A 19886-nucleotide genomic window follows, 5' to 3' on the forward strand; every position below is an offset into this window, starting at 1 on the left:
CGAATCCCGATTGGTGTTCATGTAACGTTTAGAAAAATTAGCGTAAGAGTATATCTGATTTTGTCGATTGATTGGTATGTTCAAAAGCGAAAACTACGCCACAACAAAGACTTTCATAACGAAAAACACCATCACGCCTACACAGATCGTGAGTAACTGACGCTGAAAGAACAAGCCAACTACAAGGCATGTTAGCGCCCCAACTAGCCAAGGGTTAGAGAGCGTAAGCAAAAGTCCACTGGCATTGGTTAAGGACATTGGTGCAATGATGGCGGTTAACACAGAAATCGGCACAAATTTCAGCGCTTTATTTAACCAGTCTGGGATGTGGGCTTTGTGCGCACTCGCAAACAGAACCGTCCGTACAGAATAAGTTACTAAAAACATACCGATGATAATCAGTGTTAGCTGTGCATTAGACATGTTTCGCCTCCTGTGAAGCATTCTGAGCATTGCCACGATCGAGTACATAACCTGTTGTTACCGCCATCAATGTGGCCATTATCAATCCTAGGTGGTTTGGCATCTCGCGCAATGCCACCGAAGCAACGATTGCAACAGCAAACGCCCCCCAATAAGGAACGCTTTTCAAATACGGAGTCACAATGCTGATAAACGTGGCAACCATGGCAAACTCTAAGCCCCATTGGCTGATACCTGGTATCAACTCACCAGCTAAAGCACCAATAATCGTTGTCACATTCCACATTAAATAAAAGCTAAAGAATGAGCCGATATAGACTTTGTGACCGGTATCTTTGTTGGCTGAACCCATGTCATACATTGGGCGCACAGCGGCATACGTTTCGTCGATGAGCCCAAAACCCATAAATAACCTGAGCTTTAGCGGTAAGTGTTTGACAAACTTTAACATATCGGCCGCATACAATATGTGCCTTAGGTTGACCACAAAAGTCGTCAATACAATTACCCATATTGGCGCACCAGCAGCAATTAACCCTAAGGCAACAAATTGTGCTGACCCAGCAAATACGATGCTCGACATAGCGATTGCGAACCAAATACTTAAGTCATTCGCGATGGCTAATGAGCCGAACAATAAACCGAATGGAATTCCCCCAATGATCATCGGTATTGAGGCAATAGCGCCTCTTTGGGCATGTTGTAGTGTTTTCATCTTATTCCACCAATTGTTTTATCATTCTTATGTTGGCTCGCGGCACGCTGAACCCATCAACGTCTAAATCTTCAATAAACCCTGCTTTACGATATAGCTTGAGTGCTGGTGCCAGTGATGTGTGTGACTCAAGCATCAAGCGCTGGCCACCTAGTCCTTTTGCTTCATCCATCGCATCGCTTAAAAGCGCTTCACCAATGCCCAGCCCTTGATAAGCTTCAGTCACGGCAAGCTTACCAAGCTCAATTTCATCAGCTGAATAAGGCAGCACATAATAAGCGCCTATTACTTCTCCCCCTACGCTTGCAACTTTTACAACGCCTCCTAAGTCACTAATATACTTCTGAGGTTGGCTGAGCAATTGTCTGTCCTTGGTGTAGATTTCATTGCAAAAGTATTTTTCAAGCCATTCCAAGTTAAGTTGCTTAAACGCTTTAAAGTCTTTGTCGGTGTTACAGGTTTGGATAACTAATTGCTCAGGGTTTAGCCTGTAAATGACTCTCTTTGCATAAGGGCCGTTTAACAATTCGCCCTCAAGTAGCTCTAATTGCTGGAGAAATGGACCTGAAACACGATCTAGATATCGCTGAAGCTCATCTCCTATCGCTTTTAAGATAGGTTCAGCCTTCAACATTTCCTGTTCACTTAAAGTAGAGAGGCTAATTGATGACCTGCGTTGGTCATCAGGATCTTGCATCTTTAAAAGCAAGCCTTCCTTTAGCATTTTTGTCACTTGCTTGCTCACCGCGGGATGCGATAACCCCAATTGCTCTGAAATCTCGACCACTGACAACGACCCAGACTGCTGCAATAAGCGCAAAATTGGAAAGTAGGTAGATGAGATTTTAAGAGACTGACTTGTATAGATTGACTGAACCTCACTGTATAGATAGTCACTTAATCTTTTAAGGCGACTCCCTAGGGATAAAATTCCAAATTGCTCCACGACGAATTAACTCTCACATTATGTAACTGGTTACATACTTTATATTCGTAACCAGTTACGCACAAGTTGATTTGTTGCTTCCTCGCTATAAAAATTGCTATTTCATAGCTAGGACTAGTTAGAAATACGGTTTTTGCTATAATCCGCGCCCTTGAAACGAAGGGGAAACAATCCATGTCAAATAAAGCCGTTGTGGTCTATTCAGGAGGAATGGATTCTTACACTGTGTTGCACACAGCCTTAGCAGAAGGAAAAGAAGTGTATGCTCTGTCGTTTAACTACGGACAGCGCCATAGTAAAGAGCTTGATGTAGCGGCTGCCGTTTGTGCAAAACACGGTATTCCGCACAAGATTGTTGATATTTCAGCAATCAATAGCTTGATGGCTGGATCATCACTAACCAGCGAAATCGACATCCCAGAGGGTCATTACGCTGAAGAAAGCATGAAAAACACGGTTGTTCCTAACCGAAACATGGTGCTTCTATCTATGGCGATTGCTTACGCAGTATCACTTGAAGCGCCAGAAGTTTATTATGGTGCGCACTCTGGAGATCATCATATTTACCCAGATTGCCGCCCAGAATTTGTTCACGCCATGAATGCTGTGTCTAAAATTGCTAACTATGAGCCTGTAGAAATTGTTACGCCTTTCTTAAACAGCTCTAAGGGTGAGATTTTAGCTGCCGGCTTAGCAATGAATTTGGATTACTCTGATACATGGACTTGTTACAACGGGCGTGAAAAAGCGTGTGGTAAATGTGGTGCCTGTAATGAGCGCCTTGAAGCGTTTACTGAACAAGGCGTCACTGACCCACTAAACTACGAAGCTTAACGATTCGTAAAAAATACGTAACCTGATTTAGCTTTTGCCAAGCAATTTGCTAATGACCGTTATCACTATCAACCCCGACTGTCTTCGGGTGATTGAAGGAATAACCATGTACTCAATTAAAGAAGCGTTCTATTCCCTGCAAGGTGAAGGCGCTCATGCAGGTCGCCCTGCAATATTTTGTCGTTTTACTGGCTGTAACTTATGGACTGGCAAAGAAAAACACCGAGCCAGTGCTAAATGTCAGTTTTGCGATACCGACTTTATCGGTACCGATGGTCAAAATGGTGGCAAATTCAAAACTGCAAAAGCGTTGATTGAGCACCTAGATACACTCTGGCCTGAACAAACAAGCCATAAATATTTAATCTTCACCGGTGGTGAGCCTGCTTTACAACTAGACGAAGCGTTAATAGCTGCTGCGAAAGCTTCACACTACACTTTGGCCATTGAAACCAACGGAACACTTCCCCTTCCCGATGGTATTGACTGGATCTGTGTTAGCCCTAAAACAGCAGAGCCTTTAGTTGTGAACCAAGGCAGTGAACTCAAGCTCATCTTTCCGCAGGATCATTTGCCACCTAATTTGTTCTCTGACCTTGAATTTGAGCACTTTTACCTCCAACCAATGGATCAGAGTGCCCTTCCAGAGGGTCATGAGCGCATCAATGACGCTCAAGCACAGACAATTCGCTATTGTTTACAGAATCCGCAGTGGCGTCTAAGTTTACAAACACATAAAATGCTCGGCATTGATTGATTTAAACCTAACTGAATAAAGGAAAGTTACATGATCGTTTTCCATACGAATTTTGGCGACATCACTATCGAACTTAACTACGAAAAAGCGCCAAAAACGGCTAAAAACTTCGAAGAATATGTAACATCAGGCTTTTACAACGGTGTTGTATTCCACCGTGTTATCAATGGCTTCATGATCCAAGGTGGTGGTTTTGAGCCAGGTATGAAGCAAAAAGAAACACGTGCTCCAATTGAAAACGAAGCAGACAATGGCCTTGAAAACGTTGCTGGTTCACTAGCAATGGCGCGTACCATGGATCCACATTCAGCTTCTGCTCAGTTTTTCATCAACGTTGCTGACAACAGCTTCCTTAACCACCGCAGCAAAACACCTGACGGCTGGGGCTACGCAGTATTTGGTAAAGTAACCGCTGGCATGGACGTAGTGAACAAGATCAAAGAAGTTCAAACAACGATCAAAGCAGGTCACCAAGACGTTCCTGCTGAAGACGTGATCATCGAATCAGCTGAGCTAATCAAAGAATAAGCGCATGCTTCGATACTTCATCTCAGATTTGCATTTGAGTGACAAGCGCCTGGATCTAATCCAGGCGTTTGTGCATTTAACAGATGAAATTTGCCACTCAAAAGCACCTTGCGAACTCTATATCCTTGGTGATTTTTTTGAAGCTTACATCGGTGATGACTACCAACCTAATTGGGTTACACAGCTCGATCTTCAGTTACAGAAACTTCACCAACACAAAGTGATAACTTACTTTATTGCTGGTAATCGTGATTTTTTAGTAGGCGACGGATGGTTCAAACGAAACCAAGTCATTGAGTTGCAAGAACAAAGCCCGATTACGATTGATGGCATAAAGGTTGTACTCACTCATGGTGATGAGTTTTGTGTTGACGATAAAGCGTATCAAGAGTTTCGTACCATGGTTAGACAGCCTGCTTGGCAACAGCAAGTGCTCGCCATGCCTCTTGAACAACGCTTAGCACTGGCCCAAAAGCTTAGGGACGATTCCAAAAGTAGCTCTGCTGACAAAAGCATGGCCATTATGGATGTAAACCTTGATGAGATCAGTCGTGTACTGCCATCAGACACGGATTTGCTAATTCACGGCCACACACATAGACCAGCCTTACATGACTCTGAAAACATTAAACGCTTAGTTCTAGGAGACTGGGACAGATCGATCTGGTGCGGTGTTCTAAAGGACAATTCCTTCAAGCATTACTCGATGGATACTCAAAGCTATCTCGATCAAGTAACACCAGTATCTGATTGGCAGGCAATGCACACTGTGAATTTATAATCCTCTAATTGTCATCGAAGTTTATAAAATATACATGCATAAAAAAGAGCAGCTAAGCTGCTCTTTTTTTATAAGTGGAGGAGTTCTCGAACCCAGTCAGTTTCAGAGCGATTTCTAGACCGTTTGTATTCTAGATTTCGGTCATGAAGCACTGCAATGGCTCTAAAAAAAGCATTGTTAACCGTCACAGGACTAAGCTCAATGCCGTACTTAGACCACCAGTGTTGCTGAGCTTTACTGGTTAGCACTTGATAAAGGTAATCTAGTTCAACAGTCCCTTGGTAAACTTGCTCGAGATCGATACCCGGATCACTTTTTGCAATTTGTAATGTTAGCCAGTAGGTCACGTCTGGCAATAAATCATTCATTTGAGTGCCCATCGCATGCCCTCCTCTTGTTAGAGCAGTTAATTCGAGTGTAGCACCACAAATGTGTTTGTGAAGAAGAATCTTTACAAACGTTTGTTTTAATTCAGTAAAGGAATGTATCTAAGCAGCTTTTGGCGGACCACTGTGAACTCGAAATTCTACATCTGGTTCTTCGATCAACTGACGCTCTACTTCACGGAAAAACGCCACGCGATCATCAATCGGATGTCCCGCATATTCTTCAGCCAAAGACAGATAATCTTCAAAATGACGTGCTTCAGATTTCAGTAGCGACTTATAGAACTTTGCAATCTCTGGTGGAAGATGTGGAATAAGCACAGCAAATCGTTCGCAAGAACGAGCTTCTACGTATGCACCAATAATTAAGGTATCAATCAATTTTGCTGGTTCATGAGTACGAATGTGCTGACGTAAACCACTTGCGTAGCGCGAAGCCTCAAGATGACGATACTCTATGCCACGATTCTTCATGATTTTAAGTACCTGTTCAAAATGCAGCAGTTCTTCACGGGCAAGTTGAGACATTTTGTGTAAAAGATTTTCCCGATCAACATAACGATACATTAAGTTCATCGCCGTTGACGCCGCCTTTTTTTCACAGTGAGCGTGATCAACTAATAGTAACTCTTCGTTTTCCAAAGCCCACTGCACCCATTCTTTTGGTGACTCACATGGTAAAAAAGCTACTAGCTCAGGATAATCAGTTAACATCAATGCTACCTTTTTTCTAAAAAAAAACGGATTATACTCTCATTGAGACGTTTAATCAGCACAAGCAAAACATTGATTTGGATATCAATTCAGCAATGAATCATTTTTATGACGTAAGTAAACTAAGCATCGGACAGCAAGTCGGCGTTGAAGTCGACCCATATGTGCTTAACTATCCACTAAGCGATGACCGAAGCGTTTGGGTAGCAGACCAAGGCGGCCAATCATTTGTGTTGCGATTTTATCGCTCAGACCGTGGCGATGTGAATCAGTTTCTATCCATTGCTCGACGCCATGCTAAATTGAAACACCCAGCCATCACACGAAGTTACCCACCCTTCTATTCAAATCTGTGGGTTTTTTCGATATATAGCCTATGCGGTGGTGAACGCCTTTTCAGTCATTTAGGGAAATACCCTGATGGGGCGCCACTCAATATTGTTCTGAGTATTTTTGACCCAATTGCCAAAGCGCTCGATCAAGTACATCAGCATGGCTACATTCATGGTCACCTCGATTTAAGCAGTGTTCACGTGGTCAACGGTGCAGGCGTGTTGACAGGGTTTGGCACTCACAGCTGGCTTGATAAAATCACTGACCAAGATATGGACGAACGTTTTATCCCACCTGAGTACAAAAAACGCCGTCCGAGCATGTCTGTTGCATCCGATAACTACATGTTTATGCGGCTTTTGCTAGCGTCTCTTGTCGGAGAATCATGGCTTGATGATGGAAAACTGGATCACCTGCCTGATCACGTAGACACATTAAACCAAGAGACGTGGGATAAATTACGAAAATGGGCGCACCCATCAGAACGTAATCGCCCAAAATCTTTAGTCGAAGTTATGCGTTTTTTACGTGCCAACTTGTTTTTAAACAGTTCTAAATCGAGTGTAGAACCAGTCAAACGCGAGACAGTAAGAAAACGTAAGATCAACAAGAAATGGCTTTGGTCCGCCCTTGGCACCATTACCGCTTCAACATTTGCCGCAGTCATTTTATGGCCAGAGTCAGAATCTTCGGCTAATCCACCTCAAGCGACTGCTACGGTTTCTGTTGAAAGTCGATTTGATGCACTACCTCAAATTCTAGAAGAAGATCTAAAAGACGGTGGCAAAGCACCAAAAGTTGAAAAAATAGCCCCTGCAACCTTCCAAATGGGAGATATAAATGGCTCTGGCGATGACAACGAATCTCCTGTGCACGAAGTTAATATCCCCACTGGTTTTTATTTCAGTAAAAATGAAGTGACGTTTGATCAATACGATCGCTTTGTCGCCGCCACTGGACGAATGCCACCACCTGATAATGGCTGGGGAAGAGCTAATCGCCCAGTCATAAACGTCAGCTGGTATGATGCAAAAGCTTACACGGCATGGTTATCTGAACAAACCGGCGCGGAGTATCGACTCCCCACCGAAATCGAATGGGAATACTCCGCCCGAGCTGGCTCAACCACGGCTTATTGGTATGGCAATGATGTTAAGCCAGGCTACAGTGTCTGTGACAGTTGTGGTAGTCAATGGGATGGCGTATCCACAGCACCTGTCGCGTCTCAAGCAAGCAACCCACTAGGGATTTTCGATATGCATGGCAACGTAGCTGAATGGGTTGAAGATTGTTATCACGATAGCTATGAAGGCGCTCCAGCAACCAACCAAGTATGGTTATCTGACCAATGTACTGGGAGAGTCCTTCGCGGTGGGTCTTGGTTTGATGTCCCAACGGTTGGCCGAAGTGCAACACGGTATCGAGCAGAGCCAACCCTAAGAGCTAGCAACTGGGGATTTAGAGTTGTTAGAGTCGTGAAGCTTTAATCCTTCAATAAACAGCATAAATACCACCTATTTTCCATTCATATGCCAATCGGTGCTCTTGAGCACCGATTTTTCGTTAGAATGATATTTGATCTATTTGCCAGTGCCGAGCTCTGCTCTCATGAAAACTCTTATGTGAGCAGTGTAGCTTAGGCTTTAACAGCATCGATCAAAAATCGATGCCCAAAAAGTAAGGGGATCTATCATGTTAGAAGCATATCGAAAACACGTCGAAGAACGTGCTACTCAAGGCATTCCCGCCGTACCACTTGATGCAGAACAAACCGCAGAATTAGTAGCCCTTCTAAAGAATCCGCCATCCGGTGAAGAAGAGTTTTTGCTCGATCTACTTAAGAACCGTATTCCTGCTGGCGTAGATGAGGCAGCCTACGTTAAAGCTGGTTTCCTCTCCGCTATTGTAAAAGGGGAAGCCTCCTCTCCTCTAATTGATAAAGTCTTCGCCACTGAGTTACTAGGAACCATGCTCGGTGGTTACAATATTCAGCCTCTTATTGAGTGCTTAGATGATGAAGATGTTGCGCCCATCGCTGTAAAGGCGTTGTCTAATACGTTGTTAGTATTTGACGCATTTCACGATGTTGAAGAAAAGGCAAAGTCAGGTAATGTTTACGCCAAGCAAATCATAAAGTCTTGGGCTGAAGGCGAATGGTTCACAAGTAAACCTAAGTTAGCTGAGAAAATTACTGTCACAGTATTTAAAGTGCCTGGCGAGACAAATACTGATGATCTATCACCTGCGCCAGATGCCTGGTCACGCCCTGATATTCCATTACATGCTAATGCCATGCTCAAAATGGCCCGCGAGGGCATTACCCCAGATGTTGATGGTGAAGTTGGCCCTATCTCCACAATCAACAAACTGAAAGAGCAAGGCTTTCCATTAGCCTATGTTGGCGATGTTGTAGGCACCGGATCAAGTCGTAAGTCTGCAACTAATTCAGTCCTTTGGCATATGGGTGAAGATATTCCATTTATTCCAAATAAACGGTCAGGTGGTATTTGTTTAGGAAGTAAAATTGCACCGATTTTCTTTAACACTATGGAGGATGCTGGTGCTCTGCCTATCGAACTCAATGTTGATGGGCTGGAAATGGGCGATGTGATCGATATTTATCCATACGAAGGGGTCGTTAAAAAGCACGACACCGACGAAGTAATTACAACCTTTGAATTGAAAACTCAAGTATTGCTTGACGAAGTTCGTGCGGGCGGTCGCATTCCTCTAATCATTGGACGCGGTCTAACTAACAAAGCACGAGAATCTTTAGGGTTAGGTCATTCGGAGCTATTCTTAAAACCAGGCGATATTGAGGATTCAGGTAAAGGTTATACCCTTGCTCAAAAAATGGTTGGTAAGGCATGTGGTCTCGAGGGGGTTCGTGCAAATACCTATTGCGAGCCAAAAATGACAACCGTTGGTTCACAAGATACGACTGGACCAATGACTCGGGACGAACTAAAAGACTTAGCCTGTATTGGTTTTACCGCTGATCTGGTTATGCAGTCCTTTTGTCATACTGCAGCTTACCCCAAACCCGTCGATGTCACAACGCACCACACACTTCCTGACTTCATAATGAATCGAGGTGGTGTGTCACTGCGTCCAGGTGATGGGATTATCCACTCTTGGTTAAACCGAATGCTGCTGCCTGATACTGTTGGTACCGGTGCGGACTCTCACACCCGTTTTCCATTAGGTATTTCGTTTCCAGCAGGCTCTGGTCTTGTTGCATTCGCTGCAGCAACAGGTGTGATGCCTCTTGATATGCCTGAGTCCGTCCTTGTTCGTTTTAAAGGCAAAATGCAGCCTGGAATCACATTACGTGATTTAGTTCATGCCATTCCATATCAAGCCATTAAAGATGGTCACTTGACCGTTGAGAAAAAAGGTAAGAAGAACGTCTTTTCTGGCCGTATCCTTGAAATCGAAGGCCTTGAGCACCTAACTGCGGAGCAGGCCTTCGAGCTTTCGGATGCTTCTGCTGAACGTTCTGCAGCAGGCTGTACAATCAATCTATCGGAAGAGTCTGTAGCAGAATATCTAAGGTCTAATATCGTGATGTTACGTTGGATGATAGCCGAAGGCTACGGTGATCCGCGGACACTCGAACGTCGCGCGAAGTCTATGGAAGATTGGCTGGAAGACCCAAAACTAATGCGCGCAGATGCAGATGCGGAATATGCAGCCGTTATTGAAATTGACCTGGATAATTTAAAAGAACCGGTATTGTGTGCGCCAAATGATCCTGATGACGCTCGTTTACTTTCCGAAGTGCAAGGTGAAAAAATCGATGAAGTATTCATTGGATCATGCATGACCAATATCGGCCACTTTCGTGCTGCAGGAAAGCTCCTTGAATCAGCTGGGCAAGTCGTTCCTACAAGACTTTGGGTAGTTCCACCAACAAAAATGGATCAGCAACAGCTCACCGCAGAGGGTTACTACAGTATTTTCGGCAAAGCTGGTGCGCGAGTTGAAATGCCGGGCTGTTCATTGTGTATGGGTAACCAAGCACGAGTCGCAGATAAATCAACGGTTGTCTCTACCTCAACACGTAACTTCCCTAACCGCCTAGGGAATGGTGCGAATGTATACCTTTCATCTGCAGAGTTAGCGGCAGTCTCATCTTTACTTGGCAAACTACCAACCCCAGAAGAATATTTCGAGTACGCGAATAAGATTAACAGCATGTCAGCTGAGATCTACGACTATTTGAACTTTGATCAAATGGGTGAATACGTTAAGAAAGCATCATCTGTGATCGCAACAGATGCTGTTACTTAAAACAGCTAAACTAGTTAGCAACTAAAAAGGGCGCTTTAAAGCGCCCTTTTATCTTTATTAAAAACTCATTTTAAAACCTAAATCGCATCTCGACGATCTAGTTCGTTAAACTCTTCTTGTTCTTCACGTTCTTCTAGAGATTCAACATCGCGAGCATCTGGGTGGTGCTTACGGCCTTCATGCTTAGCCTTGTGCTTAAGAAGTTGTTTTTCAAGTTTTTCGACTAGGGTATCTACCGCAGCACCTAGCTGTTTATCTGTTGTCACCGAAGCAAATAGATCGTGACCAGGAATATGAACTCGAGCTTCTAAGATCAGCTCACTCTTGTTGTGGTGGTTTTCAGAATTAACAATGACCTTAATTGAAGTAATGTGGCTGTTGATGTCAGCAAGCTGGTCCATCCCCTCTTTGATTGTTGCCTGAACGTCTTCAGTAGTGTGAACATGGTGACCGCTGATATCTAATGTATACATAATAATAATTCCTTCTTCCTATCCCATTCATCTGGAACGTTTAGCGTTTCATTGTCACATCTATTAACCTAAGGGTGTTTGAATCCTTTTTCAACCAGTGCTGAGTAAAAAGACTGATAATTTTTTGAAGCATTTGATCAGAGCCAGAATAAGAGCTTTAAATCGACTATAAATTCATTTTTATCAATAAGATACAATAATTTACATTTGATAACCCTAACCTATCATGATTAAAAAACGCTGCTATGTAGCAGCGTTTGACGTGCAATTTACCAATTCAATAACGTTTAAGTTTGATCCGCTAGGGAATTCACTTTTGCGAAAACTTCTAGGCTTCCATCCGACTTTAATAAATATACAGCGTAAGGCATGAACTGATCGTTGTACTCCATTCCAGGGGAGCCAACCGGCATACCCGGTACCACCAACCCTTTTGTATCTGGGATCGGGTTGCTTAGAAATTGCTGGATAAATTTCGCAGGAATATGACCTTCAAAAATATAGCCTGATTCTGAGATCGCGGTATGACAGGATCTAGCGTTGGCGGGTATGCCTAAATCAGCTTTTAAGTCTGCTAAATTATCCGAATGCTGAACCTTGGTATGAGCGCCATGGGACGTCATATGATCAACCCAACCAGTGCAGCAACCACATGTAGGGCTTTTGTGAACTAAAAACTCTTTGTCAGCATTAAAGGTAATATTTTGCTGTGCTTGCACAGCAGTGCTTAGCGCAAAGGCTTGTAGGCTGATTACAGCAACCATAGCGATAGGTGTTAATCGTTTCATAGAATTCTCCAAAGTTTAAAAAAGTTAAGTGTTAGCTGGGTCTAACTAAACAAACTTTGGAGGACGATATAATTTGGCGGTAAAGGTTAACGGCTTGCCAGAGGTGGGCCATAAATATTCAAGTACTTCATGGCTGTAGCTTATTTGATGACCCAGATTAACTACCCCTGCAACATAACAACCACATTCTTGTTGGTGGTTTAGCTCTTTGCAGCAGTCCTGTTGCGCGTGATTAGGCATATCAAAAGCCAGCATAGCATGTGTACCCATGCTATCCATTCCATTCGCCAAAGCGTTATTCGAAAATACAGCGAAAGAAAGTATCAGCAATAGAATGGTGGTAAGGCTTCTTCGAGTCATATATAGATCACTAAATAAAGTGGCTCAAGCATATATTGACCGTTAGAAGCCTGTCTAGTTCCTGCTGCCTACCACTGTTTAATCATTATGATACAAATCAATTAGCACGAGAGGTGCCATTAAAGTGACTGATACCTTCGAGTGAGCTTTAAAACAACGAAGACACCCACCAAAGCAATAGAACCAATATAGATAGTGCGATAATAGCTTTCGTTTTGTACTTACGAATCAGACTTTCCGCTTGATTACCTGCAAAATAAACGACAAGAGCTAGACCAAAATAACGGATAGAACGAGCAATCGTTGTGGCCACGATAAACCCAATCAGTGAATACTTTGCGGCTCCTGCAGCAAGCATGGCGATTTGAAACGGCACGGGGACAATCCCCAAAGTTAAAACAAACCAAAAGCCTTGGCTTTCCATTTTGCTGCTGACTTGTTCAAATTGCTCAGGGCTGGAAAAGGTTCGTATGACCCAGTCACCAATCAGATCAAATAAGTAATAACCTAAGGCGTAACCAACTAATGCCCCCACCATACAACCCAAGGTTGTCATCAAGGCAATCAGCCATATTTTTTCTCTACGAGCCTGAAGTAATGGGACTAGTATAGCTTCTAAAGGAATGGGAACGATGATGGATTCTAAAAACGAAGCAAGAGTAATCCCTTTAAGCATGTGTTTTGAGTTAATCGCTCGCTTTGTCGTTTGTTCAATACTGTTTAAAATTCCCATCTCTTACCTTTGATTCCAGCTTTTTATTCATACTAAGAAGCCTTTTAAAGATTAGATAGGTATTGAGTGGCTTTTGTGATTTATTGCCATCGAATGTACACAAAACAAAGGCCTCATATGAGGCCTTTTACAATAAATAGTTCTATTTATTGAGTGACGTTCTGTTGTGCAGGTGCATGGTTGTAGATATGCAGATCACGCTGCGGGAACGAAATCGTAAGACCAGTTTCCTCTATGCGAAGCTTGGCATTTTTCTGCATTGCCCAGAATGTTTCCCAATATTTGTCCGTTGGCGCCCAAGCACGCAACAGAAGGTTCACCGAGATGTCAGCAAGCTAGATAGCCTGACACTAACGCGCCACGTTTTTAAAAAATTGTTTTAAACAGCAACAACAAAGCACTCACAACAATCACCACGAAAGTCATAACCATGCCAATTTGACGATATTTTAAGACTTCATGTTTTTGGCTTACACCGTATGCATGAAGTAAGCGGCCGGCCAAAAGCGCGCCCCCCAACACATGAACCACAATCGGCCCACCACTCAAAGTTTCGTACATCCACACCAATAACAGAGCGAATGGTACATATTCACCAAAATTGCCCTGTACTCGAATGGCACGGGTTAGCAACGTTTGCTGCCCATCCCCTATACCGACTTGATATTTCATACGTAACTTTATGACGCGAGCACTTAAATAAACATATAGCAATGCTAGTAAAGCAGCGTAAATAGGCGTAATCATTGGGGCATCCTTGTTTGTGTATATCCAGCCAGCTTACTCTGGGTAAACAAGTCAACTCAAGTCATATCAAGCCTTGAGTATTGATAATGTCGATTTTATTCAATTATTGCCCACCCATCGCTCATAAAATGCCTCCAAACTAAACGGAGAAGCACTATGAAACGAGCTGATTATTTCAATACATCCCCTACTTTGTTGAAGCACTTGATTGAGCAAGAGGAGCTGATAAAGCAACAAGCGGAAAACTCTTTTGGTTTAACTATTTGGGAATTAATCAAACTTCGCTCCTCACAAATTAATCAGTGCGCTTACTGTATTGCCATGCATACTAAGCAAGCTCAACAGTTGGGAGAACATTACAATAGGATCGTAGGACTAAGCGCTTGGCGAGATATGCCCTTCTATAATGCAAAAGAACGTTTAGCACTTGAGCTGTGTGAGAAACTGACGCAATCTTACGAGATAGATGATCGTTTCTACGGCAAACTAACCAGCGAATTTGACGACAAGGAATTGGTAATCTTGACCATAGCAATCAATGCCATCAACAGCTGGAACCGTGTCGTCAAAATGTTTAAGCCTGATGTGGAATTCAATGACTGAACCGCTCTTCCTTGAAATAGAGTCACCCCAGGGTGATGCAGGGTACTACGTGCAATCTATATGGTTTGCACGTAGTACAACTGACGGTGAGATTTGGCTGCCAAGTGATGCCGGATCAGGTATCGTATTTTTAAAGCGAGGCAACGCTAAAGTTGACGATAAACCGATCATGCAGCCTTACGATATTCAGAAACATTCACTGCAATCGAAAAAATTCACTTATTCAAATGAAATGATGCTGTTTGGAATACGCTTTCAACCGGCGGGCTACTCACAGCTTGAAGCGCTAAACCACCCGTTAACCCAAATCGACAATTTAAGTTGTATCTCTAAACAAGTCACACAGTGCAACAATTTATTAGAGTTTAAAAAAGCCTTGGCACCATATTTTGATTTCACATTTTCGAGAGATCATATCGCCGATTTTACGCATGCATTTATTCAACGACTTGCTGAAAGACAAACCCTTATGGATGCACTTGATGAAACCCCACTTAGTCAACGTCAATTGGAAAGACATATTAAACAGCAATGTGGCATCACACCGAAACATCTCGCACGTATTTATCGCGTAAGGCAAGCAATGACTGCCATCAAGATGGACACAAGCAAGAGCATGACTCAAATTGCTTTGGAGTGCGGCTACTGTGACCAATCACACTTCACTAGAGAGTTTCGCGGCATTATGAGAATTACCCCAGCTAAGTATCGCCGTTGCTTGGTTAGCCGTTGTTAACGGCAAGCAAATTAAGTACCTATGATAATTATATTACCTAATATATCCATGAATTCGATTTGACCTTCTCAATCCTTCTTATCCAATCTTTCCGCCTCACTTTATCCCTATTTCAATACAACCAAGAAAATAATTAGATCTCTAATTATATTTCACTCACTTCAGTTGCCTTCACCCCTTCCATTTGTAAACTTTTAATAAAGGAGGATCGACCATGAATCAAATTAAAAAGGCAGGGACGGGGGCGATGCTGTTACCAGTATTTGTTCCAACTGCTGTTATCACATTACTTCTAATTATTGGTACTCTAAGCAATCCTGAGCTTGCGGGAGAAGCTTTTCAGAGTGCCTTGGCTTGGATAACCAACACTTTTGGCTGGTTCTACATGCTCGCTACTGCAGTGTTTCTGGTTTTTCTTGTCTGCATTGGGTTCAGCAACTGGGGCAACATTCGACTAGGTGCCGATCACGGCGATCCTGATTACAGCTTCCCCGCTTGGTTCGCCATGTTGTTTTCTGCTGGTTACGGTATTGCCTTGCTGTTCTTTGGTGTGGCAGAACCTGTGCTACATTTTTCTCAACCGCCTAGCGCCACACCGGAAACCATCTCCGCCGCCCGTGAAGCGATGCAAATTGCCTACTTCCATTGGGGTCTACACATCTGGGGGATTTACGGTCTAATGGGGCTGGTATTAGCCTATTTTACCTTCCGTCATGGTTTACCATTATCCGTCCGCTCAGCTTTATACCCTTTAATCGGTGATCGTATCCATGGACCTATTGGTCATACGGTCGATGTATTTGCCATACTCGGTACCCTATTCGGCTTAGCCACAACACTTGGCCTATCCGTCACACAAATTAATGCGGGATTACACTATCTTTGGAGTGATATTCCTATCAGCACAACCGTTCAAATTACCGCTATTGGCTTAATCACATTAGCGGCAATCGGTTCAGTCGTCGCAGGTATGGATAAAGGCGTGAAAAACCTATCCATTTTAAATATGGGTTTAGCCGTATTCATTATGGCGATTGTGTTCTTTGTCGGGCCAAGCATCCATATTCTTGATGCGTTTGTACAAAACACAGGGGCTTACTTGAGTAACATCGTTGAGCGTACTTTTAACTTACAAGCCTATACTCAAAGTGATTGGATTGGGAACTGGACTCTGTTTATCTTCGCATGGACGATTGCTTGGGCTCCTTTTGTCGGACTGTTTATTGCCAAAATCAGCCGAGGCAGAACGATCCGTCAATTCATTTTCGGTGTGCTAGCTGTGCCGACTGTTTTCACTTTCCTATGGTTCTCGATCTTTGGGGATACGGCCTTGCACTTGATCATGGAAGAAGGCAAAAACGTACTGATTGGCGAAGTTCAAGCGGATCACTCTGTTGCTCTCTTTCAATTCTATGACCTACTGCCAGGCTCAACATTCTTGTCTGTTGTGACGGTGTTCTTAATCATCACCTTTTTCGTTACCTCTTCTGACTCTGGTTCGTTAGTTGTTGATTCCTTAGCTTCTGGCGGTGCACTGGAAACTCCAATTTGGCAACGAGTATTTTGGGCCTCTCTTGAGGGTGTCATTGCCGCCACATTGCTACTAGCTGGTGGTTTGAGCGCATTACAAACCATGAGTATTTTAGCTGCGTTACCGTTCGCGATAATTATGTTGATCGCTGCAGCAGGCTTATGGCGAGCATTGGTAATCGAGGGGCATCGAGGCGCCGCTGTTGAAGCCGCTGCAACACCTACTCGGGCCTTTAGCAATGAAGGTAACTGGCGAAAACGTCTAAGCACACTTTTTAAATTCCCAGGGGAAGCAAAGGTTACGCATTTCATTAAAGAAGTGGTTGACCCGGCTATGGTTGAAGTACAGAAAGAGCTTGCTGCCCATGGCTGGAATGCCAACATCACTCGAGAAGAGAATGGCGTAACCTTTCAGCTAGAGCGCGATGACAAATTAGACTTTTATTACCAAGTCATCGCCACGGAACATGAGATACCAGAAGCACACAGTGAAAACTCAAAATACGATACTCACTGGCAGGCGGATGTCTACATTCGAAATGGTGCTCTAGGTTACGAGCTGTTTGGCTGTAGCCAAGATGAGGTAATCCGTGACCTGATTGATCAGTTAGAGCAATATTTTAATTTCGTGGATGCAGCGCCAGGGCATCTTCCTTGGAATACAGTTTCAGACTAAAGCGAAACAAAATGGGAGCAAAATTAGCTCCCATTTTTTATCGTATATAAACTTCTCATTAAGCTCCGGCTTAGATTAAAAACACTAAAATTTGCTTAGCATTTTTAATGCGACTCATTTCTCTGTAAAATTCCACATACTTTATTTGTTCCAATATTAATGCCTGATATTCAAGGATCTTCCATGCAAAAAACCACTCGAAAATGGGTGTATCGCTTTGGCCGCCGTTACGACAAGCTAAAGCACCGCCTAAAACGTTGGCGTGGTTACTCTCCTGTTATCGTGCAACCTTACATCACCTATGGAACGGCTGAGAACCTATGGATTGCAGGCAGGCTGCTGGAAGCGAAAAGGATTCAAGGCCATCTAGAAGATAGTAATCTGAAAAATATGTTACATATGGTACGCCGTTATCGTAGTGATGAAATCCCTTTTACCGACATCAATCTCATATTAGGGGATGAGGTGCGTACCGTGACAACGGATGCGCATGGTTATTTTCACTATCGTTGGCGCACAAAAGATAGCCAGTACATACAAAACCCTTGGACGCAATTTATCCTTCAACCAAGCGATCCTAAGTTACCAAAAGCCGAAGAGCACAGCGTGGCTGAAGTCTCTTTGCTCAGTGAAAGCACCGAATTTGGCGTAGTCAGTGATGTGGATGACACCATCATGCATACCGGTGCCACTAACTTCTTTCGACACACGCAAACCGTGTTGATGAACAATGCCCACACCCGTGAGCTAATGCCCGGCACGTCTGAATTCTACAACGCGCTACACAAAGGCCGCTCAGGCAAGGCGGAAAACCCGTTTTATTACGTATCGAGTAGCCCTTGGAATATTTATGACTTAATTGCCGAGTTCATTCATATTCATCAACTTCCCAAAGGTCCTGTCCTCTTAAAAGATTTTGGTTTGCGTGAAGATCGTTGGTTTAAGAGCAGTCATGAAAGCTATAAGACAGACCGCATAGAGACGATTCTTAGAACGTACCCAAGCTTAAAACTTGTATTGATCGGAGACTCTGGTCAAAAAGATGTCTACGCGTACTTAAAAGTAGCGAAAGATTACCCTGATAGAATCCTTGCAGTTTACATTCGTGATCTTAGACCTGATGCACGATCTGAGAAAATGATGTCAGCCGTAGCGAAGTTTTCTGATTGCAACGTCCCATTTGCATTCATACGTGACGCCGGGGATGCCGTAAAACATGCAGTGACGTTAAACTTAGTCACTGACGACGCTGCGAAGAAAGTTAAACAGGATGCAGCGGCTTAATGTCATACCTTTAATAGAGTATCGCCACATTACTTCTGTAACTGGTGGCGATACCTGCTTTACGCGAGAGCTAATAAATTATTAAAATCCATTAATAACTTATTTTTTCCTTAGATCGAGAATCGGCATCCCCCCCTCACCCAGAATGGTATCAGGTAACTTTCCGTTCCATTGTTGTGCTTCTGTCAGCTTCACGATTAATGGGTTGTCGCGAAGCGCTTTTGCTTTTGCCTCGATAGCTTTTGCTTCCGCTTCGCCTTTAATTTGGATGGCTCTAGCCTCTGCCTCTGCGACCTTGATAATACTCTGTGCTTTTGCATCGGCTGTATTTACATCCCTTAATGCTTCCAATCGCTGACGTTCAAGACGATGTTGTTCCGCTGCCGCGAGGTTCTTCTCTGTCTGTTTCGTTTCGATAGAATCAATGTATTTACGCGGTAATACAATATTTTCAATCTGAATGTTATCCACAATGACAGGGAACATAGCCATCTCTTCGACAAGCCTTTGCTCTATCCCTTGGATAGCATGAGCCCGGTCTTGAATAAGCTGCTCTGCTTCAAATTTCGGAAGGCTGTCTTTCGTTGCCGAGCGAAATCTAGGATCTAAAATACGCTGCTCGAACTGCGACAACCCACCATAGTTACGGAATAGCTCAAGTGCGGCTTCTTTATTTACGGTCCAGTTGACACTAACTTCAACCGTCACGGGCATTTGCTCGGCGGTACTCGAAGCCATCTTTTCAACATTTTTACGCGTTCGAACTTCTATGGATTCCACGCTGTCGATTAGAGGCCACTTGAAATGAAGTCCAGGGTTTTCTTGGTAAATCGCCTCACCAAAGCGTTTTATTATCCCAACATGACCTTCTTCGACTGTGTAAGTTGCACCTAAACCGAGAGCAGTAATGACAGCAATTGGAGCCAAATAGCGTAATGGTTTTAGTTTTAAGGCAGTGTTTTCATTTTGGGGGTTTAGTAAAGACATTTTTGTCATCCATGAGGTAAGAGGTGCGGATTTTAAAGTGATTAAAAATTAATTCAATAGGAATGAATATCAAATCAAACAATTAATTAAATTTTGGTAGTGATAGCCACTGAAGTTTATAAGGGTGTTCGTGTTTTTAATGCTGCATTAGGAACAATGCAGCAAGCTGCGCTTACTTTAGCTAACCCAAACACGATTGTTTGCTTTAGATGGTCATTCATTTTATAGAAGCTATAACGCACATAGATGTGCACCGGTT

The 19886-nt window shown here is 43.3% G+C and carries 22 protein-coding genes; 10 read left to right on the forward strand and 12 right to left on the reverse strand.

What is annotated here, in order from left to right:
- Nucleotides 1–93 precede the first annotated feature (93 nt).
- Genes ACXAC1_RS17030 through ACXAC1_RS17040 form a run of 3 tightly spaced genes read right to left on the reverse strand, consistent with a single transcriptional unit; the run spans nucleotide 94 to nucleotide 2084 of the window.
- On the reverse strand, nucleotides 94–423 hold the full coding sequence (locus ACXAC1_RS17030; RefSeq protein WP_133559684.1) for an AzlD domain-containing protein: 330 nt from the start codon (nucleotides 421–423) through the stop codon (nucleotides 94–96).
- Nucleotides 416–1138 (reverse strand): AzlC family ABC transporter permease, encoded by a 723-nt coding sequence (locus tag ACXAC1_RS17035; protein ID WP_228191075.1) that lies wholly within the window; start codon nucleotides 1136–1138, stop codon nucleotides 416–418. Before ACXAC1_RS17035 ends, ACXAC1_RS17030 begins: the two co-directional genes overlap by 8 nt.
- 1 nt (nucleotide 1139) lies before the next feature.
- The gene (locus tag ACXAC1_RS17040; RefSeq protein WP_475063017.1) at nucleotides 1140–2084 is read right to left on the reverse strand and encodes a bifunctional helix-turn-helix transcriptional regulator/GNAT family N-acetyltransferase; all 945 of its coding nucleotides are present in this window, start codon (nucleotides 2082–2084) and stop codon (nucleotides 1140–1142) included.
- 174 nt (nucleotides 2085–2258) lie between these two features.
- On the opposite strand from ACXAC1_RS17040, the gene queC reads away from it, so the two are divergent.
- From queC to ACXAC1_RS17060, 4 genes are all read left to right on the forward strand, one after another.
- The gene (gene queC / locus ACXAC1_RS17045; protein WP_475063019.1) at nucleotides 2259–2918 is read left to right on the forward strand and encodes a 7-cyano-7-deazaguanine synthase QueC; all 660 of its coding nucleotides are present in this window, start codon (nucleotides 2259–2261) and stop codon (nucleotides 2916–2918) included.
- A gap of 106 nt (nucleotides 2919–3024) precedes the next feature.
- Nucleotides 3025–3675, forward strand: coding sequence for a 7-carboxy-7-deazaguanine synthase (queE, locus tag ACXAC1_RS17050; RefSeq protein ID WP_475063021.1), 651 nt, complete (start codon nucleotides 3025–3027; stop codon nucleotides 3673–3675).
- 30 nt (nucleotides 3676–3705) lie between these two features.
- Nucleotides 3706–4203 (forward strand): peptidylprolyl isomerase, encoded by a 498-nt coding sequence (locus ACXAC1_RS17055; protein WP_133559679.1) that lies wholly within the window; start codon nucleotides 3706–3708, stop codon nucleotides 4201–4203.
- A 4-nt stretch (nucleotides 4204–4207) separates the two neighbouring features.
- Nucleotides 4208–4984, forward strand: coding sequence for a UDP-2,3-diacylglucosamine diphosphatase (locus ACXAC1_RS17060; protein WP_475063022.1), 777 nt, complete (start codon nucleotides 4208–4210; stop codon nucleotides 4982–4984).
- Between the two features lie 68 nt (nucleotides 4985–5052).
- Here the strand turns inward: ACXAC1_RS17060 and ACXAC1_RS17065 are convergent, their stop codons facing one another.
- Together ACXAC1_RS17065 and ACXAC1_RS17070 are read right to left on the reverse strand one after the other, a co-directional pair.
- A complete protein-coding gene (locus tag ACXAC1_RS17065) occupies nucleotides 5053–5364 on the reverse strand; it encodes a hypothetical protein (protein ID WP_133559677.1) in 312 nt (103 codons plus the stop codon).
- Between the two features lie 108 nt (nucleotides 5365–5472).
- Nucleotides 5473–6084: a MiaE family protein gene (locus tag ACXAC1_RS17070; RefSeq protein WP_133559676.1), complete on the reverse strand. Its 612-nt coding sequence runs from the start codon at nucleotides 6082–6084 to the stop codon at nucleotides 5473–5475.
- 95 nt (nucleotides 6085–6179) lie between these two features.
- On the opposite strand from ACXAC1_RS17070, the gene ACXAC1_RS17075 reads away from it, so the two are divergent.
- Nucleotides 6180–7904: an SUMF1/EgtB/PvdO family nonheme iron enzyme gene (locus ACXAC1_RS17075; protein WP_475063024.1), complete on the forward strand. Its 1725-nt coding sequence runs from the start codon at nucleotides 6180–6182 to the stop codon at nucleotides 7902–7904.
- Between the two features lie 205 nt (nucleotides 7905–8109).
- A complete protein-coding gene (gene acnB / locus ACXAC1_RS17080) occupies nucleotides 8110–10710 on the forward strand; it encodes a bifunctional aconitate hydratase 2/2-methylisocitrate dehydratase (RefSeq protein ID WP_475063026.1) in 2601 nt (866 codons plus the stop codon).
- Nucleotides 10711–10787: 77 nt separating this feature from the next.
- Here acnB and hpf read toward each other — a convergent pair whose 3' ends face one another.
- From hpf to ACXAC1_RS17110, 6 genes are all read right to left on the reverse strand, one after another.
- On the reverse strand, nucleotides 10788–11183 hold the full coding sequence (gene hpf / locus ACXAC1_RS17085; protein ID WP_475063028.1) for a ribosome hibernation-promoting factor, HPF/YfiA family: 396 nt from the start codon (nucleotides 11181–11183) through the stop codon (nucleotides 10788–10790).
- Between the two features lie 287 nt (nucleotides 11184–11470).
- Nucleotides 11471–11971, reverse strand: coding sequence for a DUF411 domain-containing protein (locus tag ACXAC1_RS17090; protein WP_475063030.1), 501 nt, complete (start codon nucleotides 11969–11971; stop codon nucleotides 11471–11473).
- 45 nt (nucleotides 11972–12016) lie between these two features.
- On the reverse strand, nucleotides 12017–12241 hold the full coding sequence (locus ACXAC1_RS17095; protein WP_475063032.1) for a hypothetical protein: 225 nt from the start codon (nucleotides 12239–12241) through the stop codon (nucleotides 12017–12019).
- Nucleotides 12242–12479: 238 nt separating this feature from the next.
- Complete coding sequence (locus ACXAC1_RS17100; RefSeq protein ID WP_475063034.1) at nucleotides 12480–13064, reverse strand: YqaA family protein; 585 nt, start codon at nucleotides 13062–13064, stop codon at nucleotides 12480–12482.
- Between the two features lie 146 nt (nucleotides 13065–13210).
- Entirely contained in the window at nucleotides 13211–13384 is a 174-nt protein-coding gene (locus ACXAC1_RS17105; RefSeq protein WP_475063036.1) for a hypothetical protein, read from the reverse strand.
- Between the two features lie 46 nt (nucleotides 13385–13430).
- On the reverse strand, nucleotides 13431–13811 hold the full coding sequence (locus ACXAC1_RS17110; RefSeq protein WP_475063038.1) for an MAPEG family protein: 381 nt from the start codon (nucleotides 13809–13811) through the stop codon (nucleotides 13431–13433).
- Between the two features lie 156 nt (nucleotides 13812–13967).
- On the opposite strand from ACXAC1_RS17110, the gene ACXAC1_RS17115 reads away from it, so the two are divergent.
- The 4 genes from ACXAC1_RS17115 (at nucleotide 13968) to ACXAC1_RS17130 (ending at nucleotide 18640) form a co-directional block, all read left to right on the forward strand.
- Nucleotides 13968–14414, forward strand: a complete 447-nt coding sequence (locus ACXAC1_RS17115; protein WP_475063040.1) for a carboxymuconolactone decarboxylase family protein — start codon at nucleotides 13968–13970, stop codon at nucleotides 14412–14414.
- Nucleotides 14407–15150 carry a helix-turn-helix domain-containing protein gene (locus ACXAC1_RS17120; RefSeq protein ID WP_475063041.1) on the forward strand — a complete coding sequence of 248 codons (744 nt, stop codon included), beginning with the start codon at nucleotides 14407–14409 and terminating at the stop codon, nucleotides 15148–15150. The genes ACXAC1_RS17115 and ACXAC1_RS17120 overlap by 8 nt, the downstream gene beginning before the upstream one ends.
- Before the next feature lie 214 nt (nucleotides 15151–15364).
- Nucleotides 15365–17356 carry a BCCT family transporter gene (locus ACXAC1_RS17125; protein ID WP_475063043.1) on the forward strand — a complete coding sequence of 664 codons (1992 nt, stop codon included), beginning with the start codon at nucleotides 15365–15367 and terminating at the stop codon, nucleotides 17354–17356.
- A 183-nt stretch (nucleotides 17357–17539) separates the two neighbouring features.
- Complete coding sequence (locus ACXAC1_RS17130) at nucleotides 17540–18640, forward strand: App1 family protein (RefSeq protein ID WP_475063045.1); 1101 nt, start codon at nucleotides 17540–17542, stop codon at nucleotides 18638–18640.
- A 99-nt stretch (nucleotides 18641–18739) separates the two neighbouring features.
- Here the strand turns inward: ACXAC1_RS17130 and ACXAC1_RS17135 are convergent, their stop codons facing one another.
- Nucleotides 18740–19627: a prohibitin family protein gene (locus ACXAC1_RS17135; RefSeq protein WP_475063047.1), complete on the reverse strand. Its 888-nt coding sequence runs from the start codon at nucleotides 19625–19627 to the stop codon at nucleotides 18740–18742.
- Between the last annotated feature and the right edge of the window lie 259 nt (nucleotides 19628–19886).

The organism is Marinomonas sp. AWM4_232 (assembly GCF_056158325.1).

Bases quoted from the DNA above. Each gene is read 5' to 3' on its own strand.
- ACXAC1_RS17030 (WP_133559684.1), bottom strand. From the start codon at position 423: ATGTCTAATGCACAGCTAACACTGATTATCATCGGTATGTTTTTAGTA.
- ACXAC1_RS17035 (WP_228191075.1), bottom strand. From the start codon at position 1,138: ATGAAAACACTACAACATGCCCAAAGAGGCGCTATTGCCTCAATACCG.
- queC (WP_475063019.1), top strand. From the start codon at position 2,259: ATGTCAAATAAAGCCGTTGTGGTCTATTCAGGAGGAATGGATTCTTAC.
- queE (WP_475063021.1), top strand. From the start codon at position 3,025: ATGTACTCAATTAAAGAAGCGTTCTATTCCCTGCAAGGTGAAGGCGCT.
- ACXAC1_RS17055 (WP_133559679.1), top strand. From the start codon at position 3,706: ATGATCGTTTTCCATACGAATTTTGGCGACATCACTATCGAACTTAAC.
- ACXAC1_RS17060 (WP_475063022.1), top strand. From the start codon at position 4,208: ATGCTTCGATACTTCATCTCAGATTTGCATTTGAGTGACAAGCGCCTG.
- ACXAC1_RS17065 (WP_133559677.1), bottom strand. From the start codon at position 5,364: ATGGGCACTCAAATGAATGATTTATTGCCAGACGTGACCTACTGGCTA.
- ACXAC1_RS17070 (WP_133559676.1), bottom strand. From the start codon at position 6,084: ATGTTAACTGATTATCCTGAGCTAGTAGCTTTTTTACCATGTGAGTCA.
- ACXAC1_RS17075 (WP_475063024.1), top strand. From the start codon at position 6,180: ATGAATCATTTTTATGACGTAAGTAAACTAAGCATCGGACAGCAAGTC.
- acnB (WP_475063026.1), top strand. From the start codon at position 8,110: ATGTTAGAAGCATATCGAAAACACGTCGAAGAACGTGCTACTCAAGGC.
- hpf (WP_475063028.1), bottom strand. From the start codon at position 11,183: ATGTATACATTAGATATCAGCGGTCACCATGTTCACACTACTGAAGAC.
- ACXAC1_RS17090 (WP_475063030.1), bottom strand. From the start codon at position 11,971: ATGAAACGATTAACACCTATCGCTATGGTTGCTGTAATCAGCCTACAA.
- ACXAC1_RS17095 (WP_475063032.1), bottom strand. From the start codon at position 12,241: ATGGGTACACATGCTATGCTGGCTTTTGATATGCCTAATCACGCGCAA.
- ACXAC1_RS17100 (WP_475063034.1), bottom strand. From the start codon at position 13,064: ATGGGAATTTTAAACAGTATTGAACAAACGACAAAGCGAGCGATTAAC.
- ACXAC1_RS17110 (WP_475063038.1), bottom strand. From the start codon at position 13,811: ATGATTACGCCTATTTACGCTGCTTTACTAGCATTGCTATATGTTTAT.
- ACXAC1_RS17115 (WP_475063040.1), top strand. From the start codon at position 13,968: ATGAAACGAGCTGATTATTTCAATACATCCCCTACTTTGTTGAAGCAC.
- ACXAC1_RS17120 (WP_475063041.1), top strand. From the start codon at position 14,407: ATGACTGAACCGCTCTTCCTTGAAATAGAGTCACCCCAGGGTGATGCA.
- ACXAC1_RS17125 (WP_475063043.1), top strand. From the start codon at position 15,365: ATGAATCAAATTAAAAAGGCAGGGACGGGGGCGATGCTGTTACCAGTA.
- ACXAC1_RS17130 (WP_475063045.1), top strand. From the start codon at position 17,540: ATGCAAAAAACCACTCGAAAATGGGTGTATCGCTTTGGCCGCCGTTAC.
- ACXAC1_RS17135 (WP_475063047.1), bottom strand. From the start codon at position 19,627: ATGTCTTTACTAAACCCCCAAAATGAAAACACTGCCTTAAAACTAAAA.